Source organism: Baia soyae, assembly GCF_004341445.1.
In the GTDB taxonomy this organism is placed as follows: Bacteria; Bacillota; Bacilli; order Thermoactinomycetales; family Thermoactinomycetaceae; genus Baia; species Baia soyae.
The window spans coordinates 13,879-37,079 of sequence record NZ_SLXV01000007.1; the positions used below are offsets into that span (position 1 = coordinate 13,879).

The window sequence follows — 23,201 nt, forward strand, 5'->3', positions numbered from 1 at the left end:
AAACGGATGAAAAATTATCAAAGGAGAGTACATAACATGAAAACGTTGATTCGTTCTACTTCTATACTTATGTTAACCACAACATTGCTGATTGGGTGTCAACCCAAAGAAGCAGCAAAACCTGAGAAAGCGAAGGATACCCAAGCTACTGTTGAAACGAAAAAAGAAGAACTTACTACCGATGAGCTTATGGCCAAAATTGAAGCAAATAAAAAGGCCCACACTTATCAGCTAATGGTTAAAGGAGCTTTGTCAATTGCAGGTACACAAGTCCAATTTGAAGAGAATTCGATAGTTGAAGAAGCTGTAAATCCAAAAATCAAACACCAAGTAGGGACTTCAAAAACACTTGGATCAAGCGAGAAAGTAGAATCCTATGAAAAAGATGGCTTGACCTATTCTTATCAGGATAAAAAGAAAACATGGACCAAAACAAAATCAGCTAAGAAAGCAGATCCATTTTCCAATATGGATACTTCTCTTCAATCGTTCAAGTCGATGAAAGAGGCAGTATCTTCTTCACACGAAGGGAACCAATATAAAATTGTATTCGATATCTCAAAAGCAAAGAATCGCTCGGCACTGGAGAAAGAGTTAACAAGTAGCTTTACTCAAGATGCTGACTCTCAAATGAGGGCCGCATTTAAAGGAATCAAACTTAAAAGCTACACCCTAACTTTCACATTTGATGACAAAACGTTTGCTCAAACATCTCTAGAGGGTTCGCTGGAACTTTCAACTGATAGCAAGACAAAACCTACTTCTGTAAAAGCAACTGTTAAACAAAATCAGTTTGCACCGTTCAATGGAACAATTACGATTCCAGCTGATGTAGTGAAAAAGGCAAAACAAGTTAGCGAGTAAAGAAGGAAATTTTAATGAATATAAAAAAAGAACAAAGCCATTATGCCTTGTTCTTTTTTTACTATTTTAGAAAGAAAGCAACTACGATTGCCATGATCATAAACAATGTTGCGAAGACGGCTGTCAGTTTGTTTAGCAAGGCATCGATACCACGTGCTTTTGCTTTCCCCATTACTTGTTCAGCACCGCCACCGATTACACCAGAGAGACCTGGGCTTTTGCTGGACTGAAGCAAGACGACTACGATCAGTAAGACGCTAATAACTGCAAGGAATACTTTTGCAGCAAGTGCCATAATGTTGACCTCCCTTGCGCATAACTATCTAACCCTACTTTATCATAGAGTAGAATCGTGATCAATGAAGGAAAAGAAGGATCGTGCTTAGTAGAGAAGGAACCTGATGGAAATGTAGGAGTAGACGAAAAAAAAGCAATGCATAGGACTATCTCCATACATTGCTTTTTCCTTCCATTCGTTCCTTACTTGTTACGTAAGTTATAAAAAGCAGTCAATCCTGGATATTGAGAGGTGTAACCTAGTTCATCTTCGATACGGATTAATTGATTGTACTTCGCTACACGATCGGTACGGGATGGAGCACCTGTTTTGATTTGTCCAGCACCGGTTGCCACGGCGATGTCAGCAATCGTGGTATCTTCGGATTCTCCAGAACGATGGGAGATAACCGCTGTATAACCAGCACGTTTTGCCATCTCAATAGCATCAAATGTTTCCGTAAGTGTACCGATTTGGTTCACTTTTACAAGGATGGAGTTCCCGATCCCTTTCGTGATCCCTTCATGCAGACGTTCTGTGTTGGTTACGAAGAGGTCGTCGCCAACTAATTGAACTTTGCTACCTAGTCGCTCGGTAAGCAATTTCCAACCATCCCAATCGTCTTCAGCAAGGCCGTCTTCAATGGAGATAATCGGATATTTAGAGATCAATTCTTCGTAGTAGTCTACCATCTCAGCGGAAGTACGGGAAACACCTTCTGCTTCAAAGTGGTATTTACCATCTTTATAGATCTCTGTGGAGGCAACGTCAAGAGCAAGCTTAATTTCCTCGCCTACTTTGTAACCAGCATGTCCAATCGCTTCAACGATGGTGCTAAGAGCTTCTTCGTTAGAGGAAAGGTTTGGTGCAAATCCACCTTCGTCGCCTACTGCTGTATTTAGCCCTTTTGATTTTAATACTGATTTCAGGCTATGGAAAATTTCAGAACCCATGCGAACCGCTTCGGTAAAGGTTGGAGCTCCTACTGGCATTACCATAAACTCTTGAATATCCACGTTGTTATCCGCGTGAGCTCCTCCGTTTAAGATGTTCATCATCGGAACAGGAAGTGCTTTCGCATTAAACCCACCTAGATAGGTGTAGAGTGGAACACTAAGTGCTTCTGCTGCTGCACGAGCTACTGCCATGGATACACCTAAGATAGCGTTAGCGCCTAATTTACCTTTATTATGCATACCATCTAGTTGAATCATGAGCTGATCAATCTCCACTTGCTCCAATGCGTCCATGCCCTCGACCGCTTCTGCGATGACTGTATTCACGTTTTCTACTGCTTTCTTAACACCTTTACCGAGGTAGCGGCTTTTATCACCATCACGAAGTTCTACTGCTTCGTGAGCACCAGTCGATGCGCCAGATGGAACAATCGCACGACCTACTGCGCCACTTTCGAGTGTTACTTCCACTTCTACGGTGGGATTTCCTCTAGAATCGAGAACTTCGCGAGCGTATACATCCATAATGATCGTCATAGTTTCATTCTCCTCTGGTATTCCTTATTTTTGAACGAGAGACGTACCCGTCATCTCTGTTGGTTTCGATACTTGTAATAGATCCAAAAGGGTTGGAGTAAGATCGGCCAAGATTCCATCCTCACGTAGGGTTACTCCCTCTTTCGTAATAATACAAGGAACTGGGTTGGTGGTATGAGCGGTAAATGGCCTTTCGTTATCATCAATGACCATGTCGGCATTGCCGTGGTCCGCTGTGATGATGGCTACGCCGCCTTTCGCGATAACGAGGTCCACAATTTTACCTAGACACTCATCAACCGCTTCTACCGCTTTAATCGTTGGCTCTAGCTTGCCGGAATGCCCAACCATATCGGGATTGGCAAAGTTTAAGATGATCGTATCGTAGACATCTTTGTTGATCGCTTCGAGCAAGGAATCCGTCAGTTCGTAAGCACTCATCTCAGGCTTTAAATCATAAGTAGCTACGTTAGGAGATTTGATCAGGATACGATCCTCGCCTGGGTACGGCTCTTCCCGTCCACCGCTAAAGAAGAACGTAACGTGTGGGAATTTCTCTGTCTCCGCAATTCGAAGCTGACGCAGACCTTGTTGCGAAATCACTTCACCATACGTGTTATCTAAGTTCGTAGACTTATACGCCACATAGCCGCCTACTGTCTCGCTAAAATGAGTGAGACACACATAGTAGAGATCTTTCGGAGCACGCTCTCCCCGATCAAATCCACGAAAGTCAGTATTGGTGAAAGCGAGTGAGATCTGAATCGCACGATCAGGACGGAAGTTGTAAAAGATAACGGAATCGTGGTCTTTGATCGTACCGACTGGCTTTTGATCCTCATCTACAATCACAGTTGGCATCACAAACTCATCATAGACCGACTTATGATAGGATTCCTCAACCGCTTTAATCGGGTCAGTATAGGAAGGCCCCTCGCCGTATACCATCGCACGATACGATTTCTCCGTACGCTCCCAACGTTTATCACGATCCATCGCATAATAACGACCTTGCACAGTCGCAATTTGCCCGACACCCAGCTCTTTGATTTTATCTTCTAGGCGCTTGATATAGGACACAGCGCTATCAGGTGCCACATCCCGACCGTCCAAAAACGCGTGAATATAAACTTCTTTCACTTGTTCTTTAGCCGCTAGTTCGAGCAAGGCAAACAAGTGCTCAATGTGACTATGAACGCCGCCATCTGATAATAATCCGTACAAATGAAGGCGAGTATTATGCTCTTTTACGTGACGAATCGCTCCTAAGAAAGTTTCGTTTTCAAAAAAGCCTCCTTCGGAAATAGACTTCGTTACACGGGTAAGCTCCTGATACACAACACGACCTGCCCCGATGTTTAAATGCCCTACTTCCGAATTCCCCATCTGCCCATCAGGAAGCCCTACGGACAAGCCGCTTGCTCCTAGAGTAGTATGCGGATATTGATCCCAATAGCGATCAAAATTAGGTTTCTTTGCCTGAGCCACTGCATTGCCATGCTCCGAAGAACGTAAGCCAAATCCGTCTAAGATACATAATAACGCTGGTTTGGGATGGCTCATGCTAGGTCACCTTCCCCACTCGCAGCCTTCACAAGTCCTGCAAATGATTCTGGACTTAATGCAGCACCACCAACAAGCGCTCCATCAATATTGGGCTCTGCCATATAAGTAGCAATATTTTCAGGCTTCACGCTACCGCCATACTGAATCCTTACTTTCTCAGCGATCTCTCTACCAAACTCATGTGTCAACGTTTGGCGGATATAAGCGATCACTTCTTCCGCATCATTTGCTGAGGAAGCACGACCTGTTCCGATAGCCCACACAGGCTCATAAGCGAGAACCACTTTATTCAATTCGCTCGCATCGATTCCTTTTAACGCTTTCTTCACTTGAGAAGCAACCACGTCAAAAGTACGACCACTCTCACGTTCTTGAATGGTTTCACCTACACAAACAATCGGAGTGATTCCCGCGTTTAGGGACGCTATCGTTTTCTTGTTCACTTGTTCACACGTTTCCGCAAAGTAGGTACGACGTTCGGAGTGACCCAAGATCACATAGCCAACTCCGAGGTCTTGAAGCATATGAACACTTACTTCTCCTGTATATGCCCCTTCTTTTTCCCAATGGGCATTTTGTGCTCCAAGTCCAATCGAACTACCCGCTAGTTTGTCTTGCAAAGTAGGTAGAGTGAGAAACGGCGCACAAATTACCGCTTCTACATCTTGTGGAAGATGATTGGATTGGATAGTTTCTATAAATTGAATGGCTTCGCTTGCCGTTTTATACATTTTCCAATTTCCTGCTATGATTGGAGTGCGCATGAGCGTCATCACCTAACTTCTTTATCATTTAACACTGCTACACCAGGTAGTATTTTTCCTTCTAATAATTCTAGAGAGGCCCCACCACCTGTGGAAATATGATCTACTTCGTCCGCAAGTCCTGCCTTCTCAATCGCAGCTGCGGAATCCCCACCGCCAACGATGGATAATGCTTCAGAATCTGCGAGCGCCTTGGCAACGGTATTCGTCCCTAGTGCAAACTGATCAAATTCAAATACACCCATCGGGCCATTCCAGATGACAAGCTGAGAAGAACGAATAACATCGGCATATAACTCACGTGTTTTCGGACCAATATCAAGTGCCTCTAAATCAGCTGGAATTTGGTCAATATCCACTATCTTCACAATAGGTGGATGCGGAGAAAATTCATCGACTACCACAACATCGACAGGCAAATAGATGCGGACTCCTGCTTCCTCTGCTTGCCGTAGATATGAAGCAGCCAATTCAATCTTATCTTCTTCTAAAAGAGACTTTCCTATTTCAAGACCTTTTGCTTTGATGAAGGTATACGCAAGCCCTCCGCCAATGATTAAGTTATCCACTTTGGTCAATAAATTTTCGATCACACCGATTTTATCTTTAACCTTGGCTCCACCCACAATAGCGGTAAAGGGCCGTTTAGGAGTCTGGAGAGCACTGCCTAAAATCTCTAACTCTTTTTGTAATAAGAACCCTGCCACTGCTGGGATATAATCCGCAATTCCCGCAGTAGAAGCATGAGCACGATGAGAGGTGCCAAATGCATCATTTACAAATAAATCCGCTAAAGCGGCAAATTGACGAGATAGTTCAGCATCATTTTTTTCTTCGCGCGCATCAAAACGAACGTTTTCCAAGAGGAGAACGTCACCATTATGTAATCCAGCTACTTTTTGTATGACTTCTGGACCAATCACTTCATTTGTCTTCGTCACTTCTTTCTCTAGCAGTTGGCTTAAACGCTCAGCCACAGCCGTTAAACGCATCTCTTCTACTACTTTTCCCTTTGGTCGTCCCAAGTGGCTTGCTAGGATCAGCTTAGCCCCTTGATCTATCAGGTACTGAATCGTAGGTACTGCTGCTCGAATTCGCGTATCATCTGTAATCTTACCTTGCTCCATCGGAACATTAAAGTCTACCCGACAAAACACTCGCTTTCCATGAACATCAACATCTTTGATTGATTTTTTGTTCAAGGATGCCCCTCCTTATTTAAGAAGAAAGAGGAGAATTATTCTCCTCTTTCCAAATTTCCTACTCATTCATTCTAATTCTTAGATCCCACGTTTGGCAATATATACAGCCAAGTCAACAACGCGGCTCGAGTAGCCCCACTCATTGTCATACCAAGAAACGACTTTTACCATGTTTCCTTCTAAAACCATAGTAGAAAGGCCATCTACGATCGAGGAATGAGGATTACCGTTATAGTCAGAAGATACGAGAGGCTCGTCCGAGAATGCTAGGATTCCGCTTAGCTCATTATCTGCTGCATTTTTTAATACTTCGTTTACTTCTTCAATTGTTACAGACTTATCTAGCTCTGCTACTAAATCCACAACGGATACATTTGGTGTTGGAACACGCATGGAGAAACCGTTTAGTTTCCCAGCAAGCTCTGGAAGTACCAAGGAAACAGCCTTAGCCGCACCTGTAGAAGTAGGGATAATGTTTTCAGCTGCTGCACGCGCACGGCGTAAGTCTTTATGTGGCAAATCGAGAATTTGTTGGTCGTTGGTGTAGGAATGAACGGTTGTCATCAAACCACGACGGATCCCAAATGTATCATGTAGCACTTTTGCAAATGGTGCTAAACAGTTGGTGGTACAGGAAGCGTTGGAAATCACATCATGTTTGGTTGGGTCATAACTTTCGTGGTTCACACCCATTACAACAGTGATATCTTCGTTATTTGCTGGAGCAGAAATGATTACTTTCTTCGCTCCACCTACCATATGTTTCGCAGCGTCTTCACGTTTGGTAAAGCGGCCTGTCGACTCAACTACGATATCCACACCGTAGTCTGCCCATTTTAACTCCGCAGGGTCACGCTCTGCTAGTACTTTGATTTCGCGGCCGTTCACCACGATACTACCTTCGTTCGCTTCTACTTTTGCATCTAATTTTCCATGAACAGAGTCATATTTCAAAAGATGAGCAAGTGTTTTAGAATCGGTTAAATCGTTTACTGCGACTACTTCTAGTTCCGAATGATTCAACATCGCACGGAATACGTTACGTCCAATACGTCCAAAGCCGTTAATACCTATTTTTGTTTTTGCCATTTGAGTTTCCTCCTATGTTTCCTATTGTGTAGTATGACCCGGTAAGTTTTGTCTTATTTATTTCATAGCGGGTGATTTTGCGATAAAATTTTGCGTGCCGCAGCTTCGTCTGTAACCAGTGTGTCCTGCGGAAATACAGAACAAATCGCTGCGATCGCTTCCGCTTTACTAGCTCCACCTGCTACAGCAATCTTACGACCCACTTTCGGAAGATCGCGAAGACGTAATCCTGCTGTCTTAGTACGATGGACAATCGTTCCGTTTCGATCGAAATAATATCCGAAGCTTTCTCCAACTGCTTGTTTCTCTTCAAGTAGTTGCATAAACTCACGGCCATATTTTCTCCGGCCTGCCATCGTTTTTGCATCCCCAATACTATAAACCAACACGCTGGCTTCTTGAATCATGTGAAGCACATCTGAAATCTGTGTTTCCTGCGTTAATAGCTGGTATGCCTCTTCACTAATTTGGTCTGGAACGTGTAACATTCGATAGCGACCACCTGAGTTTTTCGCCATGCGGGAAGCGATGTAATTCGCTTCGTGTTCCACTGCATCGCCTACTCCTCCACGTGCTGGTACAAAGGTAGTCCGTTTGAACGTTGGAGTAGGACTCATCGATTCAGCAACAGCTTGCATGGTTGATCCACCTGCTACTGCTACCACTTGATCCTCTCGGACCCAGGATTTAATCAATTGAGCTCCAGCCCGTGCCAATTCTTTCTTGGCCCACTCATCATGTTCTGAGTCCCCTGGAACAATCCAAACTTCTTGGATATTGAGTCGCTCCTTTAGTTCCCCGGAAAGCTGTGAGTAGCCCAGATACTCTTCGATAAATGGCTGGAGTTTCTGCAAAACCTCCAACCCTTGCTCTGTTAGTGTCATCCCTGCTTGAGCGATATTCACCAATCCTTGCTCACGTAAAAAATCAACTTCTGAGCGGAGAATTCGTTCGGTCATCTGAAGGGATGAGGTAAGGGAACGCCTTCCAACGGGCTGAAGATAATAGATTCGTCTTAGAACCGTATATCTCTTATGCATGATGGAAAGTAAATCGGGACATAACTGACTTTGAAGAGTTAAAAGGGTTCGCATATTTTTTCCTCCAAGGGACTTATTATGTCCCTGTAATACAAATTAAGTCCCACATAGAGCAAAAAAATAGATCCAAGCTTTTCTCCTTCATTTTAACGGAAAGTCTGTTGAATGCAAAGGGTTTTTTTGTTTCTTTTTTTGCAAGCGGTTACAGTTGGGATAGGGCCTGCGGTAGATATTTTGTGGATTTATAATAGCAGGTTTGTTGATTAGCTATTGGGTGATCGAGAGCAGGAGAGTCTGGTCGATACCTGCTCAAATACCGATCCAAGCAGAGAAGTGGGAACTGTCCGCTTCGCTATTCTCCGCTAGGGCAGGTGCAAAACTCGCAAAGTACGCTCAGACATGTTGCACCAAAAGCGCCCTACACTACGGATTGCTACGCTAGGTAGGATCGCTAACATCGCAAGGATCGAACAGACCCTCCCTTCCCTCTGAACTTAATTTCTCGTAATCAACAGACTTGTTCATGTGTTGTGAGGATAGATAGATAGATATATGGCATAATTTATTCCCCATTACTCATCCATCTTTACACCCTACGTCTCTTAGTAGAAGAGGGAATCCCTAGCTCTTCGCGGTATTTGGTAACGGTTCTGCGGGAGATAACGATACCGATTTGCCGGAGCAAGTTAGAAATGAGTTGATCGGATAGGGGCTGGGCCCGATTTTCGTCTGTGATGAGTTCGGCTATTTGATTCTTCACCTTTGTTGTTGTCATCTCGACTCCATGTTGGTTGGTAATACCGTTGGGGAAGAAGTAACGAAATGGGAAGACACCTCGGTCTGTTTCAATAAATTTGTTTTGTGTGACACGACTTACTGTCGATTCGTGAACACCAATCTCCTCTGCCACTTCGCGTAGGTTAAGAGGGCGGAGATGGGATTCTCCTTGCTCAAAAAAGGCACGTTGATGCTCCATTACGGTTTGAGTAACAGATAAAATCGTTTTCCGGCGCTGTTCAATTGCTTTGCTTAACCAGATTGCACGTTGAATGGCACTCCGTACATACTCCTTAGATGAGTCATCCATTAGATGATAGGTGGCTTCGTCGTATCCGGAGTGAATCTCGATCTGCGGAATTAATCGCTCGTTTAGCTGAACTGTATATTCCTCTTGCTCCCAATGAATTCGAATATCGGGTTCAATATATCGTGGAGATTCCGTACTATAATTGGCTACAGGCCTAGGATTGCAACGTTTAATTTCGCTTACTGCGGATACGATCTCGTCCAATGTGCATTGATATCGTATCGAGAGCTCCTGGTACCGCTCTTCGGCCAATTCGATTAATTGATAAACTAATTGACAAGCAAGTTCAGTCGCCTTCATTCTCCGAAGCTGAAGTTCTAGGCACTCAGATACATTTCTGGCTCCGATTCCCGCCGGATCTAAAGACTGGATCGTATGTAGCGCGCGGGAAACAAGTGATTCAGAATTTTGTAAGCGCTTACATTCTTCTATGGAAAGGGAATCGATCATCCCACGTTCATCAAGTGAATGTATCAGAAACAGACAAGCATCTCGCTCTACAGCAGTCAAAGGAAGCAATCGAATCTGCTCCTCTAGTTCTTGTGTGAGAGACGGACTCGTTTCTACCTGATACAGTTCCTGATTGTGATGGTCGTAACGTTGCTTTTTAGATGTGTAGCGGGCTCCAAAAAGACCCACTGACTCCTCATTCTTTGGTTTTTCTTTAAGAGAAATAAGCGGATTTTCCTGTATTTGCTCATGAATATACAACGCTAATTCAGAAGCTGAGTATTGAAGGAGTTGAATGGATTGACGTAGTTCAGGGGTCATCGTCAATTGTAAACGCTGTTCTTGCTGTAAGTGAAACCCAAGTTCAAGAGCCAATTCTCCACCTCCGAGCCATAAATGAGTTCGAGTTCGTAATATATTTGTATTCAGATTATCTAGCAATGGGAATCATTACACTTCAGACAAAATGGAAAGCTATTTTCGTTATATTCATCTTATCATAAAGGGGACTTACTCGTATGTAACAAAAGTTAACAGCAAAACGATCTCCTGTCACTCAAACGAAAATATTCTTGTTTCTCAATAGATAGATATGATATAATTTCATTTGATTTGATGTGCGCCTATAGCTCAGGGGATAGAGCGTTGGTCTCCGGAACCAAGCGCCCAGGTTCGAATCCTGGTAGGCGCGTAAAATAGAATACCCTCAAACATGATATCACCAAGTGTGCCAACATGTTTGAGGGTATTTTTGTTATGAGGAAAATGTGGGATTTCTAACGAGTTTCTAACATCAAACTAGTCTCTATTTCCAAAAAAATCATCCTCAATTTCTAATTCATCGTACAATATTCACATAAAAAACTCCTTTACTTCCTAATTGTGATTTGATAAGATGCTTTTAAAATTTGATACAAAAAAATCAATGACCGAGAGAATAGATGTAGGGGTAGTTTTCCAGCAAGCTAGGGACGTTGCGAGCCTAGTAAACACCTTTCATTGAAGCGCACTCATGAGTTGTTACGTTGAAACAAAGTAGGCGTATCCGGGGCAATCCCGTTATCATAAATGAAAGTGGCAATTTATATTGCAACTGGAGTGGTACCACGGGAAAACTCGTCTCCTTTATGGAGATGGGTTTTTTATTTTTTACTTAGGAGGAATGAAATTGGACATTAAAACGATGGTAGTTCAAGCACTCGAACAAACGTTAAAAGATCATCTAACTGGCATAGAAATCACGGTGGAAAGGCCTAAAAATCCTACTTTTGGCGATTATGCAATCCCTTGTTTCAGTTGGGCTAAATCACTTAAGAAGTCTCCACAGGATATTGCACAGAATTTAGCTACAGTGATTAAACATTCTCTTTTTTCGAAGGTCACGGCAGTTGGTCCATATATCAATGTTTTTCTAGATAAGACGTACGTTAGCAAGAAAATTACCAATCAAATTATCTCATCGAAAGAAAAATTCGGTTCTAATTCGGATGGTCAAAAGAGCAATGTAACGATTGATTTATCTGCCCCGAATATAGCAAAGCCGTTTTCTATGGGGCATCTTCGCTCTACAGTTATCGGAAATGCCATCGCAAACCTTGCAGAAAAGAACGGTTATACTCCGATCCGTATTAACCATCTAGGCGATTGGGGTACACAGTTCGGAAAGTTGATTGTTGCCTATCTGAAATGGGGTAATGAAGAACGTGTAAAGGAACAGCCGATTTCAAAGCTTCTAAGCCTGTACATTAAATTCCATGATGAAGTTGAAAATCATCCCGAGTTAGCCGATGAGGGTCGTCGTTTCTTCAAAATGCTCGAAGATGGAGATCCTCAAGCTCGCCACCTATGGAACTGGTTTCGGGAAGAATCCTTGAAAGAGTTCTTTCGGATCTACAATCTACTAGGAGTCTCCTTCGACCATATACAAGGTGAAGCATTTTACAACGATAAAATGGATGAAGTTATCGAGATCCTTAACAGTAAAGGACTACTTGAATTAAGTGATGGCGCACTAGTAGTAACTTTAGATGAGTACGACTCTCCACCTTGCCTCATTCAAAAATCGGATGGAGCAACCATCTATGCGACTCGTGATCTTGCCACTGCATTATTCCGTAAGAGAAACTATGATTTTGCACGATCTTTGTATGTGGTAGGAAGTGAACAATCTCTACATTTCAAACAAGTAAAGCTAACTCTCCAGAAAGCAGGCTTTGAGTGGGAACGGGATATGGTTCATATCCCCTTTGGGATGATGTTGCAAGATGGCAAGAAAATGTCTACTAGAAAAGGTAGAGTTGTGTTGCTAGAAGAAGTTCTAAACGAAGCAACCGATCTCGCACATCAAATCATCAGCGAGAAGAATCCTAACCTCGAAAATAAAGAAGAAGTTGCCAAGCAAATCGGTATCGGAGCAGTTATCTTCCAAGACTTGAAAAACTTCCGAACCAACGATATTGACTTTTCTTTTGAGCAGATGCTTAATTTTGATGGGGAAACGGGACCCTATCTGCAATATACTCATGCTCGTTGCCACTCATTATTGCGTAAAGCTGGATGCTTCATCCCCAAAACAGGTTACTCTATTCGCGAGGAGGAAGCATGGCATACCATCTCCCACCTTACTCGCTTTTATGAAGTCGTAAAGCAAGCTTGGGAGGATTATGATCCGTCGAAAATTGCTCGGTATGCATTAGATCTAGCCCGTTACTTTAACAGTTACTATGCAAAGGTGCGAATTCTCGATTCAGAAGATCAAGATGCTCGTTTGTGCCTAGTGTACTCTGTTGCGATTGTAATCGAGGAGTGTCTAAGAATCTTAGGTATTCAATCCCCAAAATCAATGTAATAGAAGGATGCGGGCGGGATGCGTCTAGCACTTCCGAACAATAGAAGGTTATACAATCTAGATAATATACCTATGGGGAACGGAAGAAGTACTTGGAACGATGAAGCTTCTTCAACGATTGTTACGTTAGATTAATAGGACTAACTTCAGATCGAAAATCAAGACGAACCAATACGCCTCCTAATGTGTTTCGTGCTATTACCAACGAAATTTCACATTAGGGGGGCATATTTTTTTGTCTAGAAAAGGCAACACAATCTTTATGTGAAATCGATTCCTCCTTCATCTAATCTTTATCCCCCTCTTTTAAAATATTCAACAAAAAAGAAATCTCCACCATTTTTTGGGCAATACGATGTTGAGTTAAGGGGCTGGATACACTATGAAGAAACCAAAGCTATTAACTACTATGAAGAAGGGCAAGACAAGGACCCTAGAAGCACCTGTTACTCTTCCGCCTAACTCCGAACGTTTCCCTAAAAGAAAAGATCGGAGCCATTCGCGTTCTAAAGTTATAAAGAAACATGATGGTGGAAGCCGCAGTAAACATAAATGGAAAAAGATTTTGAATTGGAAGGTCATGCTAGCTGTAGTATGCCTTCCTGTTTTATGTGGTTCGATTTACCTTGCGTATCTTGTTTCTAAAGTACCTGATAATGCAAACGCGGAACTTCAAAAGCCAGACTCCCCCTCTACACTAGTAGATCGAAAAGATAACATCATAACGAAAATTGGTGCACAGAAGATTGAACCTATCAAACTAGATGAGCTTATGAAGGTGAATCCTAAACTGCCTGCTGCCTTAGTAAAAGTAGAAGATCAACGCTTCTGGAAGCATGATGGAGTCGATTTCTGGGGTCTTACTCGGGCCGTCTTCGATAACTTGCAAGGCCGTTCGGGGGGTGGAGGAACCATTCCCATGCAGGTCTCCCGGAACATGGTATTAGACTCGAAACAAAAAACCTTACAACGGAAGGTAAATGAAATCGCATCAGCCCGAAAGTTAATAAAGACGCATAAGCATGAAGGGGTGTTAGAAGCATATCTAAACTATATTGACTTTGGCCCGACCATCCAAGGGGTACAAGCGGCTTCGAAATTCTACTTTGGTAAAGATTTAACCAAGACTCCATTAACAGACGAAGAGGTTGCTTTGCTTGTGGCTATTCCAAACAATCCTACTCGACTTAATCCGAAGGGAAACGAAGAACAGAAGGTAAATGCCAAGGAGCGCCGTGATTGGGTTCTGAAGAAAAAGATGACTAGTAGCGAGGATACACCAGCGGTCATCTCGATGGAAGATGCGGATAAGGCTATTACAAAACCTCTTCAAGTTGCGAAAGACGAGCAAAATACATTCCTAAATGAATTTAAGCTAAAGAGCCATGCAGCTTATATTGATTTAGTGCGGACTGAATTAAAAGAACGATATGGAATTTCGAAAGAAGACTTACGTACCAAAGCGTATCAGATTAAAATTGCGATTGATCCCGAGATAGATAAAACGATAGAAAATGAGACAAAGAACACTACTGGAGGAGACTCTAAGACAGGGAAAAATAATGATTTAAATAGTAGCTTTACTGTACTGGAACGTAAAACAGGGCTCGTTCTCGCTTTATCTGGTGGGAAGGATTACATATCGGGAGGTCTGAATTGGGGAGTTACAAAACAACAGCCTGGCTCCGCGATTACGCCACTTGTTGTTTATAGCCCTTATGTGGAACTACATAAAGATGAAAAACCGGACCAAAATGAATATTCTCCTTTAGGGAACGTTACTCTTTCCCAAGCATTAGCTACTTCGTCTGGTTATGTAGCAACTAAGCTTTTCGTAGATGAAGTAAAAGTAGATCGAGGAGTTAAGTTCTTGCAAGATAAATTCCAGTTGCCTCTTGAAAAGAAAGATTTGGAATCACCGGATGCCATTGCGATCGGTGATGTAACCAAAGGCTTCTCCCCCATACAGATGGCTCAAGCTTATTCCACATTTCCTAATAACGGAAAATTTATAAAAACATACACTGTTCTAGAGGTGAAAGATAACAAACAAAATAAAATAGAACCATTGCCTAATCAGGAGATGGAAACAAATCAGAGTGGCGATCAAGCATTTTCTGCTAAAACTGCATACTATATGACACGAATGTTGAAAGAAGCAGTAGAAAGTCCTAAGGGAGATGATAAGGGAGCGAAAATACCAGAATTTGATGTAGCTGGTATAACAGGAACCACTCAGAATAAGAGATCAGGTTGGTTTGTAGGTTTTACACCCGATTATGTAGCATCTGCTGTAGTCTTTAATGAATATAAAGATGGGAAACAGGGCGATACAAAAGTTAGCGGTGACTCAGTAGCTGAAATGTGGGGTAAGGTCATGAAGAAAGTGGTGAAAAGTAGTGATACACGCCGCTTTGAAAAACCGTCTGGTGTCCCAGAACCGGTTCCTCCACCACGGTTAGAAAATTTTGATATCACTATCTCAACAGAAGGAGAGAGTAAAGATATCAAGATCAACATTATCGGTGGTTCTCGTGACCCTAATGTCACTTATAGAGTAGAAAGATTGGATTCAAAAGGTCAATACGTACTGGTCACAGAAGGGACAGCAGACTCGCTAAAAGATACATTTGCACCTGTGGATTCAAACACTCCAAACCAGAAGTTTACTTATAAGATTATTGCTAAATCAAAAGATAAATCCATTCTCCCAGCAGTCGTAGAGAAAGAGTTGACTCTTCAAAAATCGAAAGTACAATCGTCCGACAAACAGCAGAAACAACCAGATAGTCCACCAAATCCTAAGCCAAGCAAGCCAGATAATGATCAAAGTAAACCAGAACCTAATCCAAGTAAACCAGATAAAGAACCAGACTTAGGAGATCAAAATCAAGGAAAACCGGAGCCAGAAAACAAACGTCCAGAAGGGACAAAAGAGATAAGGCCTACAAACCCGACAAATTAGAAGGTACATTTTCTTCTCATTATAAGTTGTACACAGAATCAAAATTACATTGATCGAATACTTATGATGAGAATGATCAAAATCATGTATGGAGGCGATTTTATTGACAGGATTGACTACAAATCCGACCGTTCTACATGACGACCCTTTGGTGTCCTATTATGAACAAGTTATAACCCCAGAGGAATGTAATCATATTATTGAAGTCGCAAAGAAACATATTATTCCTGCCCAATCTTACGGTCATGGACCAGAGCGTACATCGGATTATACTTGGCTTAATCATTACTATGATGCCGTTTTCTCGAATGTATGTGTACGTGTAGCTGTTCTTGTAAATCAGCAGCTCAACCATTCGGAACCCCTGCAAGTAGCCACCTACCAGCCCGGGGGAGAGTTCCATTTTCATCATGATACTTATAATGTTCATACTGAATATGGAAAGGGTCAAGTAGAAAGAGGCGGGCAACGGATGTTTACAGCAATCCTCTACCTAAACGATGTTATCGAAGGGGGAGAAACTACTTTTGACTATCTAGATCTCAAATTTACTCCTCGCCAAGGTAATTTTCTATTCTTTGAAAATTGCATAAGAGGCACCAACGTTCCAAATGAACGTGCGATGCACGCAGGGCGCCCAGTGGTACAGGGCGATAAATGGATTGCCACACTATGGTTCCGTGAGAAACAGCAATATTAAGTAGAGTGAAGATATCCTATTCAAAATCAAAAACACTACCTAGTTAACAGTTCTTAGTTAGCTCTAGGTAGTGCTTTTTCGTATGATTTATCTTACTTTTTCTCAGCTAGTAGTTCGGAGACCGTCTTAAATGTGTAACCTTGCTTCCGCAAAGACTCTACGACTCCTTTTATCGATTTCAGGGATTCCTCCCTGTTCTTATACATAACATGCAGAAGGATAATCGATCCTGGCTTTACATTCTCTTTTACATGTTGAACTATTTTATCTGAATTTGAACCGATATCTGCATAGGAATCTGGTTCGATATCCCACATAATCGTTTTCCGGTTATGTTGGCTTAGATAGTAAGGTAGCAAGATCAGCTTTTTTCCATTTGGAGGTCTAAATAGGATCTCTTCTTGGTAACCTGCATCTCGAATGAGTTGATCTGTTTTCTCAATTTCATTCTTAATAAAACTAGGGGACTTTAATACCATTCGAGTGTGTGAGTATGAATGATTGCCTAATTCATGACCCGCTTGAACAATCTTTTTCCCTTCCTCTGGGTGTTGTTGTAACTCTGCTCCCGTCACAAAAAAAGTAGCTTTCACATCGGCCTCTTTGAGTACTTTTAATACTTCGTCGGTCTGCTCGGTCGGTCCATCGTCTAAGGTAAGGGCGATCACTTTCTGATTGGTATCAACCCGATCTGTTAGATCTCCAAATAGTTGGTAAGTTCTAGACTTAGAAAGCTGAAAGAGTGCATACATGATGATCAACAAAACAGCAAGGGTGAGCGTAACTCGAGTCGTCCATTTCTTCATAAAGTCCTCCATATCGTGTGAGTGGTTTTTGCCGATTAATCCACATATTTCTTTTTCAATTGATCAGCCCCTACTCCACCAATCAACATAAGTGAAAGAGGCAGGAAAATCCCTGAAAACACGGTTGAAATTAGGTTTACACTTTTTTATTGATTTCATTTGACCTTTTTTGACCTTTAGGTTATGATATATGTATTGAAATCCAATATTTTCTTTACATAAGGAGTGGCTTCGGATGAATTTAGTACCGATAGTTGTGGAACAGACATCTCGTGGAGAGCGCTCTTACGACATATATTCCCGCTTGCTAAAGGACCGCATTATCCTACTTGGGAGCCAAGTGGATGACCAAGTAGCGAATGCGATCGTAGCACAATTACTCTTCTTACAAGCGGACGATCCAGACAAAGATATTCATTTATATATCAATTCGCCTGGTGGTTCCATTACGGCAGGTATGGCGATCTATGATACGATGCAGTTTGTAAAACCTGATGTATCTACGATCTGTATCGGGATGGCGGCATCAATGGGGGCTTTCTTGCTTTCTGCTGGGGCAAAAGGTAAACGATACGCCCTCCCAAATAGTGAAGTGATGATTCACCAACCACTTGGTGGCGCGCAAGGTCAAGCGAGTGATATCGAAATTCGAGCACGCCGAATTCTGAAGATGCGTGACCAGTTGAACCATAAACTTGCTGAGTTTACAGGTCAGCCTCTTAAAAAGATCGAGAGAGACACCGATCGCGACAACTTTATGTCTGCACAAGAAGCACTAGACTATGGATTGATCGACAAAGTGATTACTTCGACCAATCAAACGTAAGTCCAAAAAGAACCCTTGTACACAATCGTGCTTGGGTTCTTCTTTTCGTCTAATCTATTCCGCTTTCATGACAATCGTAGCAAGCGCCTCTACCGCTTTCTCTTCATCGATCCCCTCGGCACTGATCACAATCTCTGTACCTTTCGCAACAGCTAAGCTCATCACACCCATAATGCTCTTGGCATTTACCTTACGACCTTCTTTTTCGATAAACACTTGAGAAGCATACTTATTCGCTTCTTGAACAAAGTAAGCCGCAGGACGCGCATGTAAGCCTGTCTCAAGTTGAACCTTTACTTTTTTCTCAACAGCCATTTGTCTTTTCCTCCCTTTACCTTTACTCTTCTTTTAATTGTTGGGCGATTTCATCCAATTTGCGAAGACGGTGATTTACAGCTGATTTACTTACTGGCTTAGGTAACAATTGTCCTAGTTCCGTAAGGTTTACTTCAGGATACTGTAGACGAGCCTCTGCGATCTCTCGAAGGCGATCTGGCAGCTCATCCAGTCCCATCTCTCGCTCTATCAGCTCTATGTTTTCCTTCTGTCTCATCGCCGCCAATATGGTTTTGTTTAAGTTAGCGGTTTCACAATTCACGAGTCGGTTCACTGAATTTCGCATGTCCTTTAATATTCGGATATTCTCAAAATGCAGTAGCGATGGGTGGGCCCCGATGACGTTTAAAAACTCGCCGATCTTGTCCCCTTCTTTAATATACACAACATAACCCTTTTTCCGCTCAATTAATTTCGCGTGAAGTTGAAACTCATTCATGAGTTCACATAAAGCTAAACTATGTTGGTAGTAGGTTGAGATAACCTCTAAGTGATAGGATGCACTATCTGGACTGTTCACAGAACCACATGCTAGAAATGCGCCTCGAAGATAGGCACGTTTGCAGCATGGATCTACAAAGAGAGCGGGCGAAATCCCTTCGATTCTCTCCCATGTATTCGGCCTCAAAATCTGTAAATCTGCTAGAATTTCTTGAGCACGTTCTGTTACACGAACCAAATAAACATTATTCTTCTTCAAACGAACTTTTCGTTGAACCAACACTTCCGGCTGAAGATGATAAATACTTTTGACTAACGTAAACATATAACGTGCTGTAGAAGGGTTTTCTGTGACCATGTCCATCACCAGATGCCTAGGCTTGAGATGAATCGTGCCATTCATTCGGACTAAGGCTGATAATTCCGCGCGTTTACAACAGATCTTCGACTCGACCTGTGTCAGTTCTTTTTTGGTTTCAGAGGTAAATGACATAGTTATTCCTTCCTATTAGCTCTTATCACACATGCGCTCTTGAATTAGGCGTAGAATGTGGCGGCTAATACGCTCTGCATCATGGCGCAAAACAGAGCGGTATAACAATAAGTTGTCGGCCAGTGGTTGACAGCCTAGTTGATGGACTAGCTCCAAATCTGGCAGAACCATGGTTTGATTTTGATTGGCGTATTGTTGTTGAATCACAGTAGGGGGAACTTCATTATTTAAAATGGCAACATCAAAAAAAGATTCACCCACATGGTCATAGATGGCACGAATATGATCGCTGGCGTGGAAGCCATCTGTTTCCCCTAGTTGCGTCATGATATTGCAGATGTAAATTTTTAGGGCTGGTGATTTTCGAATGGCCGTCGCCATATCTTTTACGAGTAGATTTGGAAGGATACTTGTATAAAGACTGCCTGGCCCTATTACCACCCCATCCGCTTCTAGGATTGCTTCAATCGCTTCGTCCAAAGGGAGCGGGGAAGAGGGTTCGAGATAGACTCGCCGAATGGGTTTGCCTATGTTTGGGATCTGTGATTCTCCTTTGACAACGGTTCCATCTATCATCTCAGCACATAGAGTAACATCTTGGACACTAGCAGGCAGAACTCTGCCACGGACCGAAAACACTCTACTTAGTTCTTTTACGGCCGTCGTAAAATCCCCCGTTATCTCCTTCATCGCGGCGAGCATCAAGTTCCCCAATGTATGCCCTGCCAGTCCCTCTCCTGTTTGAAAACGATACTGAAATACACTTTCTAATAAAGGTTCTGTATCAGCAAGAGAGATTAATACATTTCGAATATCACCAGGTGGAGGCATTTGAAGATCCGTGCGCAGACGACCGGAACTTCCCCCATCATCAGCCACTGTCACGATCGCTGTAATATCAACCGGGAATTTCTTTAGACCACGCAATATGACCGAAAGCCCCGTTCCACCACCCATGCACACGACTTTCGGTCTTTTGGATGACAATTTAGAAGCCGCCTTTCTCTATATCACGATGGAGCACTTGGCAACGCTCATCCTCTTTAAAATCCTCATAAAGAGCTTCTGCCATGGCTACGGAGCGATGCTGACCACCCGTACATCCAATTCCGACAACGAGCTGTCTCTTTCCTTCTTTTTCATACTTAGGAAGTAAAAACGTCAACATCTCTTTTAGTTGATCCAAAAAGCGATTGGTTTCTTCCCATTTCATCACATAATCGGCCACTTCTTTTTGCTTCCCTGTCAAAGGCCGCATGGACTCAACGTAATACGGATTTGGGACAAAACGAACATCAAACACCAGATCCGCATCAAGGGGAATCCCGTGCTTAAAACCAAATGACATAAAGCTAAGGTTTAATCCTGAATTATGTTGTTCCGAATACGTATGAACGATCTTTTCCTTTAATTCAGTGGGCTTCAAGTTACTCGTATCCAAAATTTGATGAGATCGGCCTCGCAGGTCACACAGTAGCTCCCGCTCTTGAAGAATCCCATCTAAAACCGTACCCTCTGGAGAGAGCGGATGAGTGCGACGCGTTAATTTATATCGACGAACGAGTGTTTCATCGTTTGCTTCGAGAAATAAGATTTGGTAGTTTACACCTCTTGATTCCTTTAATGATTCCAATGACTCTACTAAGGCACTAAAAAATTCACGTCCTCGTAAATCAATCACGAGTGCAACTTTCCGGAGTCCTCCATTGGTCTGCTCTAGGAGTTCAGCAAACTTGGATAACAAGATAGGGGGAAGGTTATCGATACAAAAATAGCCTAGATCCTCAAGACTCTGCACCGCAACCGTCTTCCCAGCACCGGACATACCCGTGATGACAACTAAATGTAACTCATTGCTTGGCATTGGTCATATCCCCCTTTGTTGTTAAGTATACAAAAAAGATGCAGAGAAAGCATCTGCATCTAACTTTGGACAAGAGCGGGTCTGGTTATTCCAACTCTCGTAAAAAGGTAACGACTTGCTCTTTTGTCTTTGCATTGCGAGATGGGAGACGTCCTACTTCTTTACCATTTTCAAAGACAATAAAGGTAGGGATTCCTTTTACCTGAAACTGCTGCGCAACCTCTTGGGATTCATCCACATCAATCATGGCAAAATCAAACGTAGAAGAAAACGTATTCTCAATCTCTGGAAGATCAGGCAAAATCCGTTTACAATCAATGCACCAATCTGCGCTAAATTCAACTACTTTGCGACCCGCGGTAATAAACTCAGGAAATGTATTTGTTTGAAGTTCTTTCATTGATATAACCCCCGTTTACGTAATCGGATATTTGTCAAACTCCTTCATCGCCTTGGTGATAGATGAAGGGGAGATCCCGTATTTTTGAGCAACATTTGCTTTTGAAAGCGGGCGATCTAATTGGTTGGAAACCCAATACTCTAGTGCCGCTGCCCATACTTCTAATTTGCGAGCCGATTGAAGAATGATCTGCGACTTGGGCTGAGTAGACCAAGTCCTCCAAAAATCCTCCATCGCCATCACGATCGGCTCTCCAACTTCCTGCAAATGGGGCAAGCAAATCTGCCATACCTGCCCAGATAGATCTGACTCTTCGTTTTGACAATCGGACCGCACACTCCCTTGGAGAATGACGGACAAGGCCTCATCTGGATTCATTTTCCGGACTTGCAAGATCGCAATCTCTTTTAACCAATCCGGCTCATCCGGACGCATTAAGAAGGCACGAAGAGCTCTCTCCGATTCAGCATCTTCAATCATTCCCAATGCGTAAATCACTTGCAACTTTGTATCCTCTTCGCCGTGCTTTAATCCCCATAACAGACTGGAGCGAATCAGAGGGCTTTCTTTTACCTGTTGCTGTAACTGTTTGGTATCGGTAATAGGTGCGCGCAACAACTGTTCCTCAAACGGAAGTTGCATCTGATAGCTCGCATAATGCAAGCTAGGATCTTCCCCGTCCAAGGCATTTAAAAAGAAAGAAGGAACCTCGGAATCTGGAGCCAATTGCTTTGCTTTATGCCAATATGAACGAGCACGGTCTAGCTTTCCAACACGATAGGAAGCAATCGCCGCGGCATGGTATAGTGCGGCATCTGGGCGATCTTCTAAACGAGCAATCCGGACAAACAGTTCATACGCCACCTCATGCTCACCTAGAATTCCCATCGTGGTTGCTAGTTTGTATGCCTGATCTTTTTGCAAAGGGATCAAATTACGTAACATCTCGATTAATTGTTCGTACTCTTCGTTCTTTCCTATATGGCTACATAGAACAGCCAAATTACAAAGAGCATGGATGTTATCTTCCTCAATCTCTAACACTTCCGTGACTGTACGGAAAGCTGAGTCCATCTGGCCCATATAGTAATAAGCTAATGCTAGATTATTCCGTGCAGGTAGAAAATCAGCATGTTCCTCTATGATCTCTTTTAACATCTCGGTTGCTTGCACAAACATACCTGTTTCTAGGAGTTGCCGTGCTGACTCATGCTTTTGGATATACGCCTCCGCAAAAAGTGGAACCACTTCTTTAGCTGGACGTCCTAATTCATAGGAAATTAGCATGAGAAGCTCTTCAGCCTCCTCTGCAAACTCACCTTCTGGATCACGTCCAAGATACTCCAACAAGTAGTCCTCAGCTAGCTCGAAATCTTCCATATTGGTAGCATTATTTGCTAGGTAAAACCAACACTCGGTGAGATTTGGATCTATTTCACGGACTACGCACTCCAATATATCGTTAGACTCTTGAAATTTACCCATCTCCGAAAGAAGCCCTGCTAGATTACAGTGGTTAACTGGGTTTGAAGGTTCTTTTTCGGTAGCAAAACGGAAATATTTTAGAGCCTTTTCATACTGCCGTCGATCTAACATTTTTAAAGCACGTTCAAAAAAGAAGCTGGCATCTAAATTAATGCTTACTACTTTCTTGCTCGTATTATCAAATTCTACTTGTCTCTTCATCATT

The 23,201-nt window shown here is 42.7% G+C and carries 20 protein-coding genes, 1 tRNA gene and 1 other annotated feature; of the genes, 6 read left to right on the forward strand and 15 right to left on the reverse strand.

Translation table 11 applies throughout. The annotated features are described in order from the left end of the window. Positions 1–36: 36 nt before the first annotated feature. A complete protein-coding gene (locus tag EDD57_RS03710; protein WP_131848143.1) occupies positions 37–864 on the forward strand; it encodes a DUF6612 family protein in 828 nt (275 codons plus the stop codon). A 61-nt stretch (positions 865–925) separates the two neighbouring features. Here the strand turns inward: EDD57_RS03710 and secG are convergent, their stop codons facing one another. From secG to rpoN, 8 genes are all read right to left on the reverse strand, one after another. After that, positions 926–1,159, reverse strand: a complete 234-nt coding sequence (gene secG, locus EDD57_RS03715) for a preprotein translocase subunit SecG (protein WP_131848144.1) — start codon at positions 1,157–1,159, stop codon at positions 926–928. A 185-nt stretch (positions 1,160–1,344) separates the two neighbouring features. Further along, a complete protein-coding gene (eno, locus tag EDD57_RS03720; RefSeq protein ID WP_131848145.1) occupies positions 1,345–2,634 on the reverse strand; it encodes a phosphopyruvate hydratase in 1,290 nt (429 codons plus the stop codon). A 24-nt stretch (positions 2,635–2,658) separates the two neighbouring features. Beyond that, positions 2,659–4,197 carry a 2,3-bisphosphoglycerate-independent phosphoglycerate mutase gene (gpmI, locus tag EDD57_RS03725; protein WP_131848146.1) on the reverse strand — a complete coding sequence of 513 codons (1,539 nt, stop codon included), beginning with the start codon at positions 4,195–4,197 and terminating at the stop codon, positions 2,659–2,661. Next, on the reverse strand, positions 4,194–4,964 hold the full coding sequence (gene tpiA, locus EDD57_RS03730; RefSeq protein ID WP_131848147.1) for a triose-phosphate isomerase: 771 nt from the start codon (positions 4,962–4,964) through the stop codon (positions 4,194–4,196). The genes gpmI and tpiA overlap by 4 nt, the downstream gene beginning before the upstream one ends. Positions 4,965–4,972: 8 nt before the next feature. Beyond that, positions 4,973–6,166 (reverse strand): phosphoglycerate kinase, encoded by a 1,194-nt coding sequence (locus EDD57_RS03735; protein WP_131848148.1) that lies wholly within the window; start codon positions 6,164–6,166, stop codon positions 4,973–4,975. A 78-nt stretch (positions 6,167–6,244) separates the two neighbouring features. Next, entirely contained in the window at positions 6,245–7,255 is a 1,011-nt protein-coding gene (gene gap, locus EDD57_RS03740; protein ID WP_131848149.1) for a type I glyceraldehyde-3-phosphate dehydrogenase, read from the reverse strand. Positions 7,256–7,317: 62 nt separating this feature from the next. Further along, positions 7,318–8,349 (reverse strand): sugar-binding transcriptional regulator, encoded by a 1,032-nt coding sequence (locus EDD57_RS03745; protein ID WP_131848150.1) that lies wholly within the window; start codon positions 8,347–8,349, stop codon positions 7,318–7,320. A 532-nt stretch (positions 8,350–8,881) separates the two neighbouring features. After that, a complete protein-coding gene (gene rpoN / locus EDD57_RS03750) occupies positions 8,882–10,207 on the reverse strand; it encodes an RNA polymerase factor sigma-54 (protein WP_131848151.1) in 1,326 nt (441 codons plus the stop codon). 244 nt (positions 10,208–10,451) lie between these two features. Between rpoN and EDD57_RS03755 the strand changes: the two genes are divergently transcribed. From EDD57_RS03755 to EDD57_RS03770, 4 genes are all read left to right on the forward strand, one after another. Further along, positions 10,452–10,523, forward strand: a tRNA-Arg gene (locus EDD57_RS03755). A gap of 225 nt (positions 10,524–10,748) precedes the next feature. After that, positions 10,749–10,959, forward strand: a binding site (T-box leader). A gap of 41 nt (positions 10,960–11,000) precedes the next feature. Further along, complete coding sequence (gene argS / locus EDD57_RS03760) at positions 11,001–12,680, forward strand: arginine--tRNA ligase (RefSeq protein WP_131848152.1); 1,680 nt, start codon at positions 11,001–11,003, stop codon at positions 12,678–12,680. Between the two features lie 382 nt (positions 12,681–13,062). Beyond that, a complete protein-coding gene (locus EDD57_RS03765) occupies positions 13,063–15,645 on the forward strand; it encodes a transglycosylase domain-containing protein (protein ID WP_131848153.1) in 2,583 nt (860 codons plus the stop codon). Positions 15,646–15,748: 103 nt separating this feature from the next. Next, positions 15,749–16,345: a prolyl hydroxylase family protein gene (locus EDD57_RS03770; RefSeq protein WP_243649430.1), complete on the forward strand. Its 597-nt coding sequence runs from the start codon at positions 15,749–15,751 to the stop codon at positions 16,343–16,345. 92 nt (positions 16,346–16,437) lie between these two features. Here EDD57_RS03770 and EDD57_RS03775 read toward each other — a convergent pair whose 3' ends face one another. Continuing rightward, positions 16,438–17,151, reverse strand: coding sequence for a polysaccharide deacetylase family protein (locus EDD57_RS03775; protein WP_131848154.1), 714 nt, complete (start codon positions 17,149–17,151; stop codon positions 16,438–16,440). Positions 17,152–17,386: 235 nt separating this feature from the next. Here EDD57_RS03775 and clpP point away from each other — a divergent pair, with 235 nt between their 5' ends. Further along, a complete protein-coding gene (gene clpP / locus EDD57_RS03780) occupies positions 17,387–17,977 on the forward strand; it encodes an ATP-dependent Clp endopeptidase proteolytic subunit ClpP (protein WP_131848155.1) in 591 nt (196 codons plus the stop codon). Between the two features lie 54 nt (positions 17,978–18,031). On the opposite strand, the gene EDD57_RS03785 is transcribed toward clpP, so the two are convergent. The 6 genes from EDD57_RS03785 to EDD57_RS03810 form a co-directional block, all read right to left on the reverse strand. Continuing rightward, positions 18,032–18,292, reverse strand: a complete 261-nt coding sequence (locus EDD57_RS03785) for an HPr family phosphocarrier protein (protein WP_131848156.1) — start codon at positions 18,290–18,292, stop codon at positions 18,032–18,034. Between the two features lie 22 nt (positions 18,293–18,314). Next, positions 18,315–19,247 carry a DNA-binding protein WhiA gene (gene whiA / locus EDD57_RS03790; RefSeq protein WP_131848157.1) on the reverse strand — a complete coding sequence of 311 codons (933 nt, stop codon included), beginning with the start codon at positions 19,245–19,247 and terminating at the stop codon, positions 18,315–18,317. 15 nt (positions 19,248–19,262) lie between these two features. Further along, complete coding sequence (locus tag EDD57_RS03795; RefSeq protein ID WP_131848212.1) at positions 19,263–20,204, reverse strand: gluconeogenesis factor YvcK family protein; 942 nt, start codon at positions 20,202–20,204, stop codon at positions 19,263–19,265. A 31-nt stretch (positions 20,205–20,235) separates the two neighbouring features. After that, positions 20,236–21,111, reverse strand: a complete 876-nt coding sequence (gene rapZ / locus EDD57_RS03800) for an RNase adapter RapZ (protein ID WP_131848158.1) — start codon at positions 21,109–21,111, stop codon at positions 20,236–20,238. Between the two features lie 85 nt (positions 21,112–21,196). Then, complete coding sequence (locus tag EDD57_RS03805) at positions 21,197–21,511, reverse strand: thioredoxin family protein (protein ID WP_131848159.1); 315 nt, start codon at positions 21,509–21,511, stop codon at positions 21,197–21,199. A gap of 15 nt (positions 21,512–21,526) precedes the next feature. Continuing rightward, a complete protein-coding gene (locus tag EDD57_RS03810) occupies positions 21,527–23,197 on the reverse strand; it encodes a tetratricopeptide repeat protein (RefSeq protein ID WP_131848160.1) in 1,671 nt (556 codons plus the stop codon). Between the last annotated feature and the right edge of the window lie 4 nt (positions 23,198–23,201).